12 protein-coding genes are annotated in these 16,970 nt (G+C 47.7%); 9 read left to right on the top strand and 3 right to left on the bottom strand.

Annotated features, from left to right (window positions below):
- Positions 1 to 10: 10 nt before the first annotated feature.
- The 5 genes from C8D85_RS06970 to C8D85_RS06950 all read left to right on the top strand — a co-directional run bounded on the left by C8D85_RS06970 (position 11) and on the right by C8D85_RS06950 (position 7,342).
- On the top strand, positions 11 to 1,330 hold the full coding sequence (locus C8D85_RS06970; protein WP_133561052.1) for a hypothetical protein: 1,320 nt from the start codon (positions 11 to 13) through the stop codon (positions 1,328 to 1,330).
- A gap of 65 nt (positions 1,331 to 1,395) precedes the next feature.
- Positions 1,396 to 2,205: a DUF6502 family protein gene (locus C8D85_RS06965; protein ID WP_133561050.1), complete on the top strand. Its 810-nt coding sequence runs from the start codon at positions 1,396 to 1,398 to the stop codon at positions 2,203 to 2,205.
- Entirely contained in the window at positions 2,198 to 3,214 is a 1,017-nt protein-coding gene (locus C8D85_RS06960) for a DUF5666 domain-containing protein (protein ID WP_133561048.1), read from the top strand. Before C8D85_RS06965 ends, C8D85_RS06960 begins: the two co-directional genes overlap by 8 nt.
- A 250-nt stretch (positions 3,215 to 3,464) precedes the next feature.
- Positions 3,465 to 5,801, top strand: coding sequence for a glucose/quinate/shikimate family membrane-bound PQQ-dependent dehydrogenase (locus C8D85_RS06955; protein WP_133561046.1), 2,337 nt, complete (start codon positions 3,465 to 3,467; stop codon positions 5,799 to 5,801).
- A gap of 224 nt (positions 5,802 to 6,025) precedes the next feature.
- A complete protein-coding gene (locus C8D85_RS06950) occupies positions 6,026 to 7,342 on the top strand; it encodes a Na+/H+ antiporter NhaC family protein (RefSeq protein ID WP_133561044.1) in 1,317 nt (438 codons plus the stop codon).
- A 60-nt stretch (positions 7,343 to 7,402) separates the two neighbouring features.
- Here C8D85_RS06950 and C8D85_RS06945 read toward each other — a convergent pair whose 3' ends face one another.
- Positions 7,403 to 8,569, bottom strand: a complete 1,167-nt coding sequence (locus tag C8D85_RS06945; protein ID WP_133561042.1) for a phytanoyl-CoA dioxygenase family protein — start codon at positions 8,567 to 8,569, stop codon at positions 7,403 to 7,405.
- Between the two features lie 118 nt (positions 8,570 to 8,687).
- On the opposite strand from C8D85_RS06945, the gene C8D85_RS06940 reads away from it, so the two are divergent.
- Positions 8,688 to 9,713: a LacI family DNA-binding transcriptional regulator gene (locus tag C8D85_RS06940; protein ID WP_162847556.1), complete on the top strand. Its 1,026-nt coding sequence runs from the start codon at positions 8,688 to 8,690 to the stop codon at positions 9,711 to 9,713.
- Here C8D85_RS06940 and C8D85_RS06935 read toward each other — a convergent pair.
- Complete coding sequence (locus C8D85_RS06935; protein WP_133561038.1) at positions 9,710 to 10,552, bottom strand: SDR family oxidoreductase; 843 nt, start codon at positions 10,550 to 10,552, stop codon at positions 9,710 to 9,712. The genes C8D85_RS06940 and C8D85_RS06935 overlap by 4 nt on opposite strands.
- 147 nt (positions 10,553 to 10,699) lie before the next feature.
- Positions 10,700 to 12,220, bottom strand: a complete 1,521-nt coding sequence (gene nhaC / locus C8D85_RS06930) for a Na+/H+ antiporter NhaC (protein WP_133561036.1) — start codon at positions 12,218 to 12,220, stop codon at positions 10,700 to 10,702.
- Between the two features lie 729 nt (positions 12,221 to 12,949).
- Between nhaC and C8D85_RS06925 the strand changes: the two genes are divergently transcribed.
- From C8D85_RS06925 to C8D85_RS06915, 3 genes are read left to right on the top strand one after another with little or no spacing between them, the layout of a single operon-like run.
- On the top strand, positions 12,950 to 13,681 hold the full coding sequence (locus C8D85_RS06925; RefSeq protein ID WP_133561034.1) for a response regulator: 732 nt from the start codon (positions 12,950 to 12,952) through the stop codon (positions 13,679 to 13,681).
- A complete protein-coding gene (locus C8D85_RS06920) occupies positions 13,678 to 14,514 on the top strand; it encodes a substrate-binding periplasmic protein (RefSeq protein ID WP_133561032.1) in 837 nt (278 codons plus the stop codon). The genes C8D85_RS06925 and C8D85_RS06920 overlap by 4 nt, the downstream gene beginning before the upstream one ends.
- Positions 14,515 to 16,866: an ATP-binding protein gene (locus tag C8D85_RS06915; RefSeq protein WP_133561030.1), complete on the top strand. Its 2,352-nt coding sequence runs from the start codon at positions 14,515 to 14,517 to the stop codon at positions 16,864 to 16,866. It abuts the gene before it with no gap.
- Positions 16,867 to 16,970 lie beyond the last annotated feature (104 nt).

Below are 16,970 nucleotides of genomic sequence, written 5' to 3'. Positions count from 1 at the left end.
ACGAGACAGTATGAGCATCCAAGGATGGGAGATATCAGCACGCACTGCCGGTTATGGTGTCGCCCTAGGGTGTGTGTGCTTTTTGATGGCTCTGATTCCAGGACTTGATGGCTTATCGGTTGTGTCTGCGTTGGTGTATTGGTGTGTGTGCGCCTCTTCTTGGGCGAAAATTAATCCTCGTAATAAGCGTCAAATCGGCTTTTTACTTGCGGTTGGGACTGTGGCTTTGCTGGTCGCTGTGCCCACCGATGTACCTATTCCCGTCATACACTTATTGGAAGGTAATTTAGCGATTGTGGCAATGCTGACTGGTGTTTCATTCCTCGGTTTATTGCCCGATACGCTGAAATCTCAAAAGCCAGTCTTGGCCAGCCGTGGAGTGTTTAGCACCTGGGCAAGTGTGCAGTTGCTTGGAGCAGTCATTAATATGTCTGCTGTGTTTGTGGTCGGTGACAAGTTACAGCGACTGTCGTCGCAGATGTCGTCTGCTCAATTCTCAGTGCTGATTCGTGCGTTGACCAGTGCCGGATGGTGGTCGCCGTTCTTTGCTTCCGTTGCAGTGGCGTTATCGGTTGCTCCGAATGCGCAGTTTCATCACTTGGCGATGATTGGTTTGCCAATTGCGGTCTTTGCCTGCGTCATTTCTTGGTGGGAGTTCAAACGACGTGAGGTTTTAACTGGTTTTGTCGGGTTTCCTCTGACATTGCAGTCGCTCACGTTTCCTGTTGTGTTAGCCATCTTGGTACTGTTCTTCCATTACTATGTTTTGCCTGATGTGGCGATCTTATCGATCGTAACTCTACTGAGTCCGGTGTCAGTGATCCTTTGGTTATGGTTGCGGGGCGGGCCTCGTCAGACGAAGCAACGATTGCAGAATCATGCCGACATCCGTTTAGCGAATATGGCGAACGAATTGTCTCTGTTTCTGGCGGCAGGCTTCTTAACCACGACGGTGGGCTTGGCTTTAAAAGGGTGGCTAGGGGAAGGATGGTCGCTGTTCGGCCAGTTTGGCTTCTTCGAAGCTTATCTGTGTTATCTCGCGATCTGTGGCATTGCATTATTGGGACTGCATCCGATCGTTGGCATCTCCTTAATGAGTTCGATGGTGCCGTACCATGATGTGAACAATACTTTATTGGCTTTCGTCTCACTTTGCGCTTGGGCAGTGGGAACATCTATTAGTCCGTTGTCAGGGATTAACCTTTCTATATCCGGTAAGTACGCGGTGGATAACTATCAGCTGGCGAAGTCAAACTGGTGGTATGGCGCGGTGATGTCTTTTTGGGTCGCTGTTGCGATGTTGATTCTTTCCAGTGTGTTGCCTACTTAAAACCTATGAATGGAATATTACCTCAGCATCGGTACACTTATCGGATTCCAGCAAGGTGATGTGACATGTCCGATTCCACCAATGAACCGAATAATGCTTTTTTGCGCGCTCTGAAGGCAGTCTTGTCACCTCTGGTGCGCTTAGTGGTTCGCTTTGGGGTAACGTATCCCGAGTTTTTAGAACTACTTAAGCGAGTTTACGTGGAGGAAGTACGTAGAGAGCTAAAGCAAAAGAACGAGAAGGTGACTTTGAGTCGCATCAGTGTCATCAGCGGTGTGCACCGCAAGGATGTAAGACGGTTTATGGACGAGCCTGAATCTGTAGCGCCTGAGAAGGTATCTTTGACCTCCCGCCTAGTCAGTATCTGGCTAGGGGATCGTCGTTACTTGGACGCCCAAGGGAAGCCGCTGGTTTTACCCCGGCACGGTGTGAATTCCTTCGAAGCATTAGTAAGCAGTGTGAGTAAAGATGTTCGTCCTAGAACCTTATTGGATGAATGGCTAGAGCGCGGCTTAATTGAGGTTTGCGAAGAGGGCTACAAGTTAAATCCTCTGGCTCTTTACCCTAGTGATGATCTTGCCACCAAAATTTCTTTCTTTGCACGCAATACTTCAAATCACATTGCCACCTGTGACCATAACCTTAGTGAAGTAGATAACCCCTTTCCAGAACGCTCTGTGTACTACAACCGGCTGACAGAATCGTCTGTGGATGAGCTGCAGCATTACATCAGCCAAGCCAGCCAGCAGTTACTAGTGGATGTAAATAAAAAAGCACAGCATCTAGCAGATCAAGATGATCTTTCTGGGGACGGTAAGCATCGTTTTATTCTGGGGACATATTTCTACCGAGAGCAGGAGCAAGACGATGTTTAAATGGCTGGGCCTATTGCTTACTTGTTTCTCCATAATGCTGTGGGCCGGTGAAGATCGAGGTCTAGGTGGAACGGGAAAAACCGCTAATGATGATCGAGGCCTAGGAGGTACAGGGGTTATTGGAACGATCACAGAGTTTGGCAGTATTTGGGTGAATGGACTCGAGATAGAGCTGAATGAGGAAACCGATATTTTGCTAGATGGCGAACCTGCTAAAGAAAGTGATTTGCGTTTAGGCCAGCAGGTCGCAGTGCTAGCTTTCCAAGAGAATGAACAATGGTGGGCGCAATCCATTCAAGTTCAACATGCGTTAATTGGTGTAGTTGAAGCGGTTACGGGTTCCGATCAATGGACGGTCCAAGGTGTCGATATTCACTCCGATCAGAACCTTGCTCATAACTTAGAGCCCTTGCGGGTTGGCAATACAGTAAAAGTCAGCGGCTACTTTGTTGGTGATGTGTTGTATGCAACTGACTTTTCGCTCTCTGAATCCGAGGAACATTGGCGTGTCCATGGACCTGTGATTGCGCATGATGATGGTCGTTTAACCATTGGTTCAATCGAGCTGCCTGAAGCCATGCAAACGGTTGAAGAAGGTGAGTGGGTGACGCTCATTGGCGATCGTAAAGCGGACTTGAACAAGCCATTTTTCATAGGCAGAGGATCATTGCCATACATAGATCAGGCAGAGGCGTTTAGGTTTGAAAAAAGGGACCACGAGCGACGCTCAGTTGAGGTGATTCCTGCTCAGTATATACGAGAGCGACGCAAAGAAATGCGTCACTTTGAGCGTCGACCTAGCGGAGCCTTTCAGCCAAGAGGTGGTCTGCCAAGTCGACATGAGCGGACCGATGATACTAAGCAGCGAGTAGTTGCTCCGCCTATAGGTCATTTCGAAAAAGATCGAGTTCGTGATGATCCGCCACATAGTAGAGCTGATAGGCCAGATGGACCGCCTCCAGGGGAACCGCCTGGTGGACGTGGTCCGGATATGCCAAAGCCTAGATAAGTCGTTGTATTACAGATAATACGTTTATAGATGTAATTTTTATTTTAAAGGTGATCCGATTTTTGATTTGCTACGTATGGGGCGGTGTTTCATCAGAATATGACTGTGTGTCAATGTTTATGCACATTTTAGGCTAAATGATAACAAACGGTGATAATTCTCAATTCACTTCCCACTTCCCTGAAAATAGTTTTAACTCTAATGAAGTTGTTAAACAAAAACCTTAATTTTCAGGGAGAACTAAATTGCCATGTTACTTTTAGCAGTGCTGTTTTTTGTAATCGGTATTGTGTTAACAGTCGGCGGTATTTGGTTGTTGGCGCTGGATGGTAGCCTTTACTATTTGATCGCAGGTGTGGTGTTTCTGGTCGTCGCGATAACACTTCGTAAGAGACGTACACTTGCCAACATTTCCTACGCGGCCTTGTTATTAGGCACACTCATTTGGGCCTTGTGGGAGTCGGGACTAAGTTGGTGGCCTCTGGCAAGCCGCATGGGCGCATGGCTCGTATTGGCCTTGCCGTTGTTGATCTTTGCTCGTAATCGTCTTTCCGTAAATCGTTTATTGCTCCCTGTTTGGGCCATTTGTACAGTGGTAACTCTTAGCCCATTAGCAATGGATGAGCCTACTGCAGTGAAAGGCACCATGGCTGAAAAAGTGGTGTCACCGTCTGCGGACATTGGTTTTCAGGAAGATGACGAATGGCAGGCTTATGGGCGTACGAACTTAGGCCAGCGCTTTTCCCCGGCCAATCAAATCACAACCGAAAATGTGTCTGACCTTGAGTTGGCTTGGGAATATCAAACAGGCGATCTGAAAGGTCCGAATGATGTTGGTGAAACCACTTACGAAGCAACACCTCTTAAGATCGGTAATGCTCTATATATCTGTACGCCGCATAACTGGTTAATCGCACTGAATGCAGACACAGGCAAAGAACTTTGGGTTTATGATGCCAAAGTACCTGCTGAGAGTCAGCGACAACACCAAACCTGTCGTGGGGTTTCTTACCTTGCACCAGAAAATGATACGGCAACGAATATCGTTGAACCTGCAACACAACCTGCAGAAACGCTTGCAAGCATGCAATGTGATGCACAGCTTTTCTTGCCAACCTCTGATGCGCGTTTGATTGCCGTTGACCCTAAAACAGGGGCTCGTTGTGCAAACTTTGCCGACGACGGTGTGTTGGATTTGATGCATAACATGCCTTATACCCAATCAGGTTATTACTACTCAACTTCCCCCCCATTGGTGGCGGGTGGTCATGTCATCGTCTCTGGGTCAGTGAATGACAATTACGATATCAATTCCCCATCGGGTGTCATTCGTGCCTACGATGCGAAAACGGGTACCTTACAGTGGAATTGGGACGCCGGTAATCCTGACGAAACGGCTCCGATTGGAGAAGGCGAAACGTATGCTGTCAGCTCGCCAAACAGCTGGTCTGTGGCCAGTGCCGATGAAGCATTGGGTCTAGCTTATTTCCCGATGGGCAACCGTACTCCAGATCAGCTAGGGATGTATCGAACTCCAGCGGAAGAAAAATACGCGACCTCTGTGGTGGCGCTAGATCTTGAAACGGGTCAGGTTGAGTGGGTACAGCAATTTGTGCATCACGACCTTTGGGATATGGATACCCCTGCTCAACCTGTGCTGTTGGACCTAAACACAGATAAAGGCGTTGAACCTGCGTTGGTTGTGCCAACCAAGCAAGGGGATGTCTATGTGCTGAATCGAGCAACAGGCGAAGCCATCTTCCCAATTACGGAAGAACCAGCTCCGCAAGGTGCTATTCCAGGGGACTTCACTGCGCCAACGCAACCGACTTCGGCTGTAACGTTTAAACCCGAGCCACTGACCGAAGCGAAAATGTGGGGTGCGACGCCAATTGATCAAATGTTGTGCCGCATCGAATTCAACAGTTTGGATTACGAAGGACGCTACACGCCACCTTCTGAAAATGGTTCGATCATTTTTCCGGGTAACTTCGGGGTCTTCAACTGGGGCAGTGTAGCGGTCGACCCTAGACGACAAGTCATGTTTGGAATGCCGCTTTATCTAGCGTTTACCTCTAAGTTGGTGGCAAAAGGTGGTCAAGATCTTGGCGCGACCAACCAAGGTGAGCAAGGTGTCAACGAAAACGCAGGTGCTCCCTACGCGGTAGAAATGGGTCCCTTCTTATCGCCATTAGGTGTGCCATGTCAGCAACCACCTTGGGGATATGTTGCTGGTGTTGATTTGCAAACCGGTAAAACCGCTTGGAAGCATAAAAACGGCACTATCGAAGATCTAACCCCGTTGAAACTACCAATCAAAATGGGTGTGCCAGGCATTGGTGGGCCGATCATCACCGACAGTGGTGTCGCCTTTATGGCAGCCAGTGTTGATAACTATCTGCGTGCTTATGATGTCAAAACGGGTGCCCAATTATGGCAAGCGCGTCTTCCTGCAGGGGGGCAAGCCACACCGATGACCTATATGAACAGTCAAGGTGAGCAAATGGTGGTTCAGGTAGCGGGCGGTCACGGCTCTATTGGTACCACTATCGGCGACTATGTTGTGGCCTACAAACTTGCTAAGTGATTGTTTTGCTTAATGAGTCATTTGAAAAGCTCGGCGATGCCGAGCTTTTTTATTACTTAATTGTTTTATTTTCTTGTTCCAATAAACTTTAAGTTATAACGAAACTGCTTTTAGAAAGACCATTTAAGTATTGGAGATACAAGTAATGTTTCTCTATTATGCCCGCCTTAACAGTGGCCAAAAGCTGCGAATCAATTAAATATAAGCTGGAAACATCAGTAATCATGACGAAACCCACTCCTTTGGCATTATTGCCATTGCTTCTTTTTTTAGTTCTGTTCGTTGGTAGCGGCCTTTGGTATCAAAGCCAAGGCGTCGACTTCGCCTTTTACCAAATTCAAGCACCAGTAGCGATTCTGCCAGCCTTAGTTTTAGCGATTCTTCTGAGTCGCGGTGAGCTGAATAAGCGTATTGATACCTTTATGAAAGGCGTCGGAGATCAGACCATCATCACTATGGTGCTGATCTACTTGCTTGCCGGTGCCTTTGCCAGTGTTGCGAAGTCCATTGGTGGTGTTGATGCAACGGTGAACTTTGGTTTAAGCATTATTCCCACAAGCTTTATTTTACCTGGCATCTTTATTATCACCGCATTTGTTGCGACGTCGATGGGAACCTCAATGGGTACCATCGCTGCGATTGCCCCCATTGCGATTGGTGTCGCAGAGGCAACTGATCTGCCTTTATTGACAACCGTTGGAGCTGTGATCGGTGGTGCAATGTTTGGTGATAACCTGTCGATTATTTCCGATACCACTATTGCCGCTACGCGTACGCAAGGCTGTGACATGCGCGACAAGTTCCGCATGAACTTTAAGATCGCACTGCCCGCTGCAATATTGGTACTAATCTGGTTATATTTCCAAGGTTCTGAAGCGCATCTTAGCGAAGTCGGCGATTACGATTTATGGCGTGTGTTGCCGTATGTAGCAGTGCTAGTGTTGGCGATTTTAGGCGTTAACGTCCTATTAGTGCTGTTCACAGGCATTGTATTGGCCGGAGGCGTTGGCTTAGCTACTATGGCCGATTACAGCGTTGCGAATTGGTCCAAAGATATTTATGCCGGTTACACTGGTATGCAAGAAATCATGATCCTATCCCTGTTGATAGGTGGTTTGGGTGCTCTGATGAAATCTCAAGGTGGTTTGGACTGGATCGTACAAAGTATTGAACGTATCAGTCGTGCCTTGGGGGCAAAAGATGGTTCTCAACGTGCAGGTGAATTCAGTATCAGCGCGTCAGTCGCTTTAACGAACCTATGTACGGCAAATAACACAGTATCGATTCTGATTAATGGTTCGGTCGCAAAAGACATTGCCAGCCGTTACAACGTGGATCCACGTCGCAGTGCCAGCTTGCTGGATATCTTTGCTTGTGTGGTGCAGGGCTTGATTCCATATGGGGCGCAAATCCTATTGGCTTCTTCCATGGCTAAAGTATCGCCGTTAGAAGTGATTGGCCACGTACAATACAGCTGGGTGCTCGCCGTGGTTGGTTTGTTATCCATCGTCTTAGCTTGGCCAAAAAGCCGTCGCGTGTAAGACGATATAATTTGCAAAACAAGAAAGCGCCTCAGGTTATCCTGAGGCGCTTTCTTGTCATTATGGACACCGTTTTTGGCACAGTCTAGCTAATGAATGCTGATATTCCTCGGGGGAGACGAGATCTTTAATATGCTGAACAAAGTGTTGAGCTTGGGTGCTGGGAGCTGTTTCTCCTTGAGGAGTATCCAGATCTAAATTGGTTGGAAAGGCATAGCTATCGGCAATACTGTTTACTAATGTGTTTAGCTCCTGTTCGTCGAGAGCGTTCTGCTGCCAAGCCTTCAAAGTTGCTGTATACAAGTATGAGCACATGGTTTGATGATCAATTGCCTCCATCGTCTTACCAAAACTAGCAGAAATCTGAAGTAAGTTGCCTATGCGATGCAAATCTGATGTGCGATTTTGCCCTGCAGCATGCAGTAAGGCTGGATTAAAGAAAAGAGCATCTCCTTTTTCTAATGGCAACTGGACGTGATGCTCAGCAAAATACTGCTTCACTTCTGGTTTACGCCATGCCATGTATCCGAGCTCGTATTGATGTGAGAAAGGCAACAGTTGAGTGGGACCTGAGTTAAGTGGCATGTCGCTATGTGCTAATGCACCTTGCAAGGTCAACGAGCTCGATAGGCGATGCAGAGAGATCGGGTAGCGGCTGCATGTCTCATCGCTCTGAAACCCGAGGTGGTAGTCCCGATGAGGTTGCTGTGCTTGTCCGCCTGGTCGTACGATGTTGACTTGGGATGTCATTTGCCAATTGGGCCCCAGCCATGCTTCTGCGACCCAACTCAGCATCGGGTTCTTATAGTAGTGAAGAAACGCATTGGGATCGGCCAATGCAACTTTTTGCAACGCATTCCATATGCGTCCATTAGCCCCTTGTTTGGCAAAATGGTCACCTCCCTGAGTTGATCCTGCTTCTTGTTGCAGAATGGCTTCGTAGAGAGTGTTATGACGATCTAGAAGTGCCATATTAGGCTGTGCTTGTTTGATCACCAGCACTCCCGGTCCACTCGTAGACAGGGCCTGGTGTAGCTCGGACAAAGTGGCTCTGGGATCCCTCTTCATTGCGTTCATTAGGTCTTGAGCTTGGTAAATTAAAACGTTCTGCTGACATTGGTTCGCAGTAGGGTAGTGATCAAGATTGAGTGTCTGTTGGCATAGCTGTGCTAAGTCAGACAGTTCTATTTCATCGCTTGAAGCAAAAATTGCATTGATTGACTTCATGTTGATGGCCTCATTATTGTTTTTGTCGTGCAATCAGTCTATCAATGGCGTAGCGTAACCTGAGGTTTGTTAACCTCAAATTAGCCTCATGATAAGCTCACGCAAAAGGATGTTGCCCATGCGAAAGCCAAGACGTTATTCCATTAAGCAAATTGCGGCCCAAGCAGGCGTTAGCCAGGCGACTGTTGATCGAGCGGTTCACCATCGTGGCCATGTTAATCCGCAGACTCAGCAACGAATTGCACAAGCAATGAAAGAGCTAAAAGAGCAAGAGCTGTTTTCTATGCCAGTGCAAGGTCGCACTGTCTTTATAGATGTCGTCATGCATGCGCCAGCTAGGTTTTGTCAGGCGGTTCGTGATGCTATGAACCAGCAGGCAGTGCAATGGTCAGCCTTTCGCATCAAACTTCGTTTTCATCTATTTGAAGATATTAGTGTCAGTGATTTGCGCAAACAGCTGATTTGGATTGCTCAACATGGCTCCCATGGCGTGGTGCTTAAAGTGCCTAATGACCCATTGATGATGGAGACAATTAAGGACTTACAGCAACAAGGTATTCCCGTAGTGACGCTAGTGACTGATCTGCCAGAGTCTGATCGTTTGCTTTATTGCGGTATGTCAAACCACCATGCTGGTGCAACAGCTGCTTACCTGATGGCGAATTGGTTACCGCAAGCAGCTAGATCAAATGTACTTGTCGTACTGAGTAATGATCGGTTTCAAGGTGAAGATGAGCGGGCACTTGCTTTTGCTCGAAGCCTTCAACAACAGCGTCCAGAAATAAGAGTATCACGCACAGAAGGTAGCTTTGGTATGGATGAGCGTCTATATGTGCAACTATGCGAGGATCTGAAAGGTCATGAAAGCTGGAGCGGTGTGTACAGTGTAGGCGGAGGAAATCGAGCTATCTTACAAGCCTTTGAAGATCTGGAACTGCCAGCCCCTGTACTAATAGGCCATGATTTGGATCGGGACAATCGTTTGTTGTTAGCGCAAAAGCGCCTTCAGGCCGTGTTGTATCACGACCTGACGGTCGATGCTCAGCGCTCTTTCCAAGCATTATTACAGTGGCATCGGCTGATCCCCGAGACTGATTTGCCACAGTCGAAGGTAGAAATCATCACACCTTACAATTTGCCTTAACCGACTGGTAGCGTCAAAGCATGTAAAGGTTTTGGTGTTCCTTGGTCGTCGCAGCCGATGATCCCCTGATCCAAATCGATTAAGGCTCCGGTCATCATGCCTGACTCTTCTGAAAGTAAGAAAGCTACTGATTGTGCAACCTCTGCAGGCTTCAATAAACGTCCAAAGGGTTGCCCTGCTTCGGCTTTTTCTAGCCAGTTTTCATCTGCTTGATGATACCGCTGTTGGATTTCGTGTTCATGAGGCGTGTCCATCCAGCCAATATTGAGTCCATTGACTCGAATTCGATTACGCATGGCGCTGAATGCGACATTCTTGGTCAATGTTGCCAGAGCACCTTTTGAGGCAGCATAAGGGGTTAGAAAAGATTGGCCACCATGTGAAGTCATCGTGACGATGTTAACGATACGACCTTCAATCTGATGCTGAATCATATGTTTAATAAGGTGCTGCATGAGGAAAAATGGAGCTTTAACATTCGTAGCAAATATGTCATCAAAAAGCTTACTACTGGTGTCTAATATGCCACCACGGTCAGACATACCCGCACAGTTGACGAGGCCGTGCAGTGTGCCGAAACGATCAACACCTGCGTCCACCAATTGCTTAAGATCCTGCTCTTGTGTGAGATCTGTTGGTACGAACAGCGCTTCGCAGCCTAATGCAGCTAGTTGCTCAACTTGATGTAATCCTTTTGCTTGATTGCGCCCACAAATAACTAGCCCAGCAGCTCCTCGCTCAGCGAGTAGATGAGCAACCGCAGCGCCTAGACCTTGAGTACTGCCTGTGACGATGAAATGTTGCCCGGCGAATGATTGGAACCCTTGAGAAATTGTCATGGTGTGTTCTCCTATTTTTGTTTTTAAGAGAACATAGCAAGCGAAAAAAGCTGTATGCAGCACTAAAGCCTCAAAATAACCTCAAGGACGTGCAAAAAAATCCCCGCCGAAGCAGGGACCTTTAGGGGTAACTAGGTGATAGTGCGCTTATTTCGCTGCGTAAGCACCCGAAACATTGCGATCGGTTGCAGACCCTGTTGCGTAGTCAGCAATTGCTTCACCTTGTTTCGCCCAGCGCTCTTGTTCTTCTTGCGTCGCTTTTGGCGAGAAGACACCAATTTGAGCGTAGATTAAGCCCAGTACTGGTGAAATCCAACATGCGAAGGCAAGTGGGATGTACAACAAGTTTTCGAAGTTACCATTACCGATGCTTAGACCTAGTGCGCCGATAACGAAGGCTCCGCCCGCGTTCCAAGGAACCAGAGGAGATACTAAAGTACCGCCTTCTTCGATAGCGCGAGATAGGTTTAGAGTTGAGTATTTCATACCGCGGTAAACCGGTGCGTACATACGACCTGGTAGTGCGATAGATAGGTACGGGTCGCCTGCGACTAGGTTTGTAGCAACCGATGTCAGTGTTGCTGAAGACTGGATGCCACGGAATGAGTCAACTTTAGACATGATGGCGCGGATGATCGCTTCAAGACAACGTGTTTTCTCTAGTGCACCACCGAAGCCTAGGGCGATTAGGATCAATGAGATGGTCCACATCATAGACTGGATGCCGCCACGGTTAAGTAGGCTGTTGATCGCATCTGAGCTGGTTTGAATAGAGTAACCACTGTTTGCGTAAGTCAGTACATCGTGTACGCCAGCGCCTTGTGTAAACATAGCAACCGCAGCACCCGTTAGTACACCAGCGAACAAAGAAGGAATCGGTGGCATGCGTTTCACGGCCAATACGATAACCACTAGAGCTGGAAGCAGTAGCCATGCAGAGATTTCAAAATTGTTTTGTAGAGACGTAGTGATCGCTGTAATACGCTCGAAGGACGCATTGTCGTTATCGATCAGCGTGAAACCTGCGACCAAGTAGATCACCAAAGCAATTAACATGGATGGGATCGTTGTCGGCATCATGTTTTTGATATGCGAGAACACATCGGTGCCAGTAACTGCTGGCGCAAGGTTTGTCGTATCAGAAAGAGGAGACACTTTATCGCCAAAGAATGCACCGGAAACAACTGCACCCGCTGTCCAATACATTGGGATTTCAAATCCAGCGCCGATACCCATTAGCGCAAGACCCACTGTACCAACGGTTCCCCAAGAGGTACCCAAAGATAGCGATACAACAGAACAAAGGATCATGGCTGCCGCTAGGAAAATCTGCGGCGACAAAATGGTAAGTCCGTAGTAAATCAAGGTTGGAACCGTACCAGAAGCGATCCAAACCCCAACGATCATACCGACTAGAATCAATACTGAGACTGATGGCATAGAAACGTGAATAACGTGGAAGATGCCTTCCTCAATGTCCTTCCAGCGCAGTCCTTGTTTGATCCCCACCAGAGCCGTAATCGCCAAGCCAATGGCTAAGGGAATATGCGGAGTGAAATCACCAAAGTAGAAGATTTGTACGCCTAATAAAGCAAGGGTAAGAATGACGGGCAAAAGAGCTAAGCCGAGGCTTGGCATATTCGCCGTACGAGAAGAGTTTGTCGCCATAGTATGTTCCTGTTTCTTTTGTTGTGTCTTATTTTGAAAATCGTCTGAACAGAAGACGTCTTTTCTATTGCTAACGTTTTAACAGGAAGATTTGTTTAATTCGCAAACAGCTCGTAATAACTTGTATGAACAATGTGAAAGGCAAAAATACGGTTTTATGACAGGTTTTCGTACGGTTTTTTAATAAAAGCACGAGATCCTTACGATTTTTTTGAATGAGATGATGCGTATAAATAAGCTGATAGTGAAAAAAGGCATATTTAGAAAGTGATGTCTTTGAAAAGCCATGCACCAGAATAAAACTTTTATTTGTGCAATTGAGCCCGTCTATCGGAGTTGGCTGTAGCCTAGGTATAACATGGGCCGAGCCACGAGGCCGAAACGCACAATAATGGCTCATTAACAGACAGCATTGGTGCGTTATGAGATGTTTACTGGATTAACCGTGCTGAGTGATTAACAAGAATGTGGTTGCTTTGGTCCATTATATTAAAAGTCAGATGCATCCTGTCATTATATTCGACACAAGTGTAAATGGCTGTTTATGTTTCTTGTTTGTGTTTACATTTTGTTTATATGTGGTCGTGGTTTTTCTTCCGCGCTTGGCTCTTATGTTTTTTGCAGTGACTTGGTATAGTTCTTTCAAAGGTGGTCCGATCAACCCCTCTTTAACAGAGGGGAAACGATAATAAAAACCTATCTCCCCTTGACCGTTTAAGTGCATATTCTATGTTAATGTCCGACATTAAAATTCTCGTGGTTGACGACTCGAGCGTGACCCGAGAAATGCTACAAAGTTATTTCGCCGAGGAAGGCTATTCTGTGTCTACGGCAGAGACTGCCGAAGCGGCAGAGACGCTGCTCAGCGAGCATGAATTTGACCTCGTATTACTAGACATTCGTTTACCTGGTAAGGATGGTTTAACGCTGACCCGCGAACTGCGTTCTCGCTCAGAGGTTGGCATTATCTTAGTGACCGGTAAGCAAGACGAAATAGATCGTATTATTGGCCTAGAATGTGGCGCTGATGAATACGTTAGTAAGCCCTTCAATCCCAGAGAAATCCTTGCTCGTGGCAAAAACTTAATCCGACGTGTTCGCTTGCAGCGCAGCCTCCACAAGCCTGTGGAGGAGCCGGTGCTTCGTACGGTAGGGACTTGGCAGCTAGATACGGCGCGCCGTGTACTAATTAAGTCGGATAAAAGCATCAGCCAGTTAACGGAAGGGGAATTCCAACTGCTGAGTGCTCTACTGGAAAACGAAGGGGTGGCGCTAACTCGCGATCAATTGATGGATCGAATCAAAAACCGCACATGGAATGCGACGGACCGTACGATTGATGTGCTGATTGGACGGATACGTCGTAAGCTGGCGGAAGATGCGCTATGTCCCGCATTGATTATTACCGTCCATGGAGTGGGGTATTTGCTGAGCCCTTCGCCTCAGACTGATATGCCATGAGTCGGAGGCTTTCTTTAGCAGCATTCACGGCTGTTGGGCTGCTCATGTCGGTCACGGTGAATGTCCTAGCAGCAGATGTGAGGCCGTCCACTCGTCCCGACTTGCAAGGCTTGTCGGTGCGTCTTTGCGGTAACCCTGCGTATCCTCCTGTGTCATGGATTTCCCCAGATGATCGTGTTCAGGGGGTGAATGCTGCGGTAATCAGAGCGTTACTACAGCCCTTAGGTGTCAAAGTGGATGACCTACAGAACAGTAACTGGCGTCGCTGTTTAAAAGAAGTTGAACTCGGTAATGTCGATATCATCTCAGGTTTTCGAACGGAAGCGCGTCAAGCATATATGAGCTTTCTTGAAACGCCTATCGTTACCGAATCCATATATTTGTATTATCCCGTTGATGCTCCCGTACCATTCTTCTCTTGGGAAGATTTATCTGGGTTACGAGTGGGAGTGCTGATGGGGGATAGTTTTGGCGATGGGCCGGATGAAGCGCTGCGTCGTTACCCAGAGCTAGAGCAAGTTTCAACCCAAGATCAGAACTTACTAAAGCTGGCGGATAATCGACTGGATGCTGTGCCGATGGGGAAACTGTCGGGCCAATTGCAAATTGCCTCTTTAGGGCTACAAGGCAAGATCGGCTATACCGCAACGGATGTGAGTGATTACTGGTACGTTGGGGTGTCCAATCGATCTCCATTGCATGACTGGCTACCAGAGCTTAATGAGCGCTTACGGCAGCTGCTTAAATCCCCTGCGCTGATTAATAGTCTCCTGCAAAGGCAGCAGGCACTGTATTTAGAGTCGGAACAACGTCAACAAAAGGGCGCTCCTTAGATGAATAACTCGCCTCGTTTATCCTTGTTTTCTCGCCTAGTGCGCTACAAGCAGAATCGCCCACTCGCTTATCGCATCTTTATCAAACTCTTGTCTCTTAGCTTATTGCTGGCGCTGATTTCCACCAGCATTCAGGTTTACAACGAATACCGTCGAGAACGTGCGGCCATGCAGCAGCAAACGGATTACATCACGTCTTCTCATATTGAAGGGATTCGCAAAGGATTGTGGGACCTAGACAGCGAGCAACTGCTGTTGCAGCTTAAAGGCATTATGAACTTCTCCAATGTCAGTGCGGTGACCTTGCACTCTGAAGATTGGCAAGACGACATTGTTGTGGGGCACCCTCCAGCGCAAGCGTCCTCTGACTATGGTACGACATTTGCGATTTATTATATTGATCGTCAAGGGCAGCAAACTGATCGCTTATTAGGTGAGTTAACGGTTTATCACGACATGGCTGCGATTCAATCACGCCTGCTGCGTTCAGCAATCGAAATTGCCATGTTCCAAAGTATTCTAGTGCTGATTAATGGACTGGTTTTGCTATTAATCGTGCATTTTATGGTGACTCGTCACTTGGAATACATGTCCAGTTATACCCGCTCGATTGGCGCGGGGAACCTCAAGCTCAAATTAGTGCTGCCTCACAAGACAAAACTTGAGCAGGACGACGAAATCGATGCGGTGGTCAGTGCAATGAATGATATGCGCGAGGCGATTTTGGCGGATATCAAACAGAAAGATCGCATCGAGGCAGAGTTACGTTTCCACCGAGATCAGCTGCAAGAGCAAGTACAGCGTCGGACCCAGCGTCTACAACATGCGAAGGAAGCAGCAGAAGAAGCCAATGTGGCCAAAAGTCAGTTTTTGGCCACCATGAGTCATGAAATTAAAACGCCACTGAATGGTATTTTGGGCATGGTGGAATTACTGCAACGAGCCCCACAGCCACAGGATAGCCAAGAAAAGTTGGCGGCCATTTATCAGTCTGGTGAAGCGCTGTTGGAGATACTCAACGGCCTATTAGATTACGCTCGCTTAGAAGAGGGCATGTATAGCCCCGAAATCTTGCCATTTTCTATCGGTGAGTTAGTCAACTCCACTTGCTTGCTGTTTTCAGCTCAAGCAGAGCGGCAGGGAACCCAGATAAACATTCACATTAGTGACGAACTGGACGAGTTCTACCAAGGTGGTGCGGGCGCGGTACGTCAGATTCTGTCGAATCTAGTGTCCAATGCGATCAAGTTTACCGAAGGGGGACAGGTCACTATCAACGTGCAGCCTGCTAATGAAGACCCTGAGCATGCCGCAGGGGTATTGTTTGAAGTTGAGGATACTGGTATCGGTATCCCTGAAGACTACTTGGTGCATATTTTCGAGCGGTTTAGTCAGGCGGATGACAGCATCACAAGGCGCTTTGGCGGTACAGGGTTAGGGCTGGCTATTACGGCGCAATTGGTGCGTTTGTTAGAGGGTGAAATTGGTGTGGAAAGCCGTGTTGGTCATGGTAGTGCCTTTTGGTTTTACGTACCGCTGGCTGCCATTGATGCGCTGCCGGTGATGCCAGATCACAGGCTATCCAGTGACGAGGCCCCTCTAGCACCTATGAAGATACTGTTGGTTGAAGATACGCCGATTAACCAAGCCGTCACCATGGAATTACTCAAGCAAGATGGCCACACTGTGACGCTGGCGAAAGATGGCCCTGAGGCCCTTACTTGGGCGGCAAAGGAGCCCTTTGATTTAATGCTCTTGGATATCCATCTGCCAGGTATGAGTGGCTTAGAGGTGGCAGCAAGGATTCGTGCTGATGCAGGTTTAAATGTGCATACTCCTATGGTGGCATTAACCGCCAATGTCCAGCCAAGTAACGTCAAAAAGTGCCATGATGCTGGTATTTGGGCCGTGATCCCTAAGCCTTTCAGTCGTGATGTCTTGCATCAGGTGATGCGAGCACAAACGACAGAGAGCATGACTTTGCCTGTTTCAAATACCACGGATGAGTTGTTGGATATGGCACTGATACGTTCCCACTTCACGGCACTGGGCAAGCAGCGCTTAAGTCATCTCGTGCAGTCCTTCGAGCGCGCTCTGGATCAAGGCATAGATGAACTTCAAAAAATGAACGTTGAGAAGGATCATTATGAGTTGGCGGAAATTGCTCATCGCCTAGCAGGGGATGCTGACGCCGTTGGTGCTCAAGCGGTGGCTCAATCCTTACGAACTATTGAAGTACTGTCGAGCGAGGGGGCGAATCGTGATTATGGGCAAGATATCACCGCGCTGTTGCAAGTTTATCAAGCCACGTCTGAGGCTTATCAGCAAATCTTCGAATCTCACTCTGTTTGACCGTTTGTGTAAACTTCGTGCAAGATGATTTGGGTAACGTTTTTGTCGACTGGAAGCGATTATAGTCAATGGTCCTCTGGGTGGTGGAGCCCAGACATACTATA

Origin of the sequence: Marinomonas communis (assembly GCF_004363305.1) — a bacterium.
Lineage (GTDB): Bacteria > Pseudomonadota > Gammaproteobacteria > Pseudomonadales > Marinomonadaceae > Marinomonas > Marinomonas communis.
Note: the sequence above shows the minus strand (reverse complement) of the source record. Positions and strands in the feature narration are given on the sequence as shown.

What these genes read in the sequence shown, in the direction of transcription:
- C8D85_RS06950 (WP_133561044.1), top strand. Translation starts at nt 6,026, where the DNA reads ATGACGAAACCCACTCCTTTGGCATTATTGCCATTGCTTCTTTTTTTA.
- C8D85_RS06935 (WP_133561038.1), bottom strand. Translation starts at nt 10,552, where the DNA reads ATGACAATTTCTCAAGGGTTCCAATCATTCGCCGGGCAACATTTCATC.
- C8D85_RS06960 (WP_133561048.1), top strand. Translation starts at nt 2,198, where the DNA reads ATGTTTAAATGGCTGGGCCTATTGCTTACTTGTTTCTCCATAATGCTG.
- C8D85_RS06965 (WP_133561050.1), top strand. Translation starts at nt 1,396, where the DNA reads ATGTCCGATTCCACCAATGAACCGAATAATGCTTTTTTGCGCGCTCTG.
- C8D85_RS06970 (WP_133561052.1), top strand. Translation starts at nt 11, where the DNA reads ATGAGCATCCAAGGATGGGAGATATCAGCACGCACTGCCGGTTATGGT.
- C8D85_RS06945 (WP_133561042.1), bottom strand. Translation starts at nt 8,569, where the DNA reads ATGAAGTCAATCAATGCAATTTTTGCTTCAAGCGATGAAATAGAACTG.
- C8D85_RS06925 (WP_133561034.1), top strand. Translation starts at nt 12,950, where the DNA reads ATGTTAATGTCCGACATTAAAATTCTCGTGGTTGACGACTCGAGCGTG.
- C8D85_RS06915 (WP_133561030.1), top strand. Translation starts at nt 14,515, where the DNA reads ATGAATAACTCGCCTCGTTTATCCTTGTTTTCTCGCCTAGTGCGCTAC.
- C8D85_RS06940 (WP_162847556.1), top strand. Translation starts at nt 8,688, where the DNA reads ATGCGAAAGCCAAGACGTTATTCCATTAAGCAAATTGCGGCCCAAGCA.
- C8D85_RS06920 (WP_133561032.1), top strand. Translation starts at nt 13,678, where the DNA reads ATGAGTCGGAGGCTTTCTTTAGCAGCATTCACGGCTGTTGGGCTGCTC.
- C8D85_RS06955 (WP_133561046.1), top strand. Translation starts at nt 3,465, where the DNA reads ATGTTACTTTTAGCAGTGCTGTTTTTTGTAATCGGTATTGTGTTAACA.
- nhaC (WP_133561036.1), bottom strand. Translation starts at nt 12,220, where the DNA reads ATGGCGACAAACTCTTCTCGTACGGCGAATATGCCAAGCCTCGGCTTA.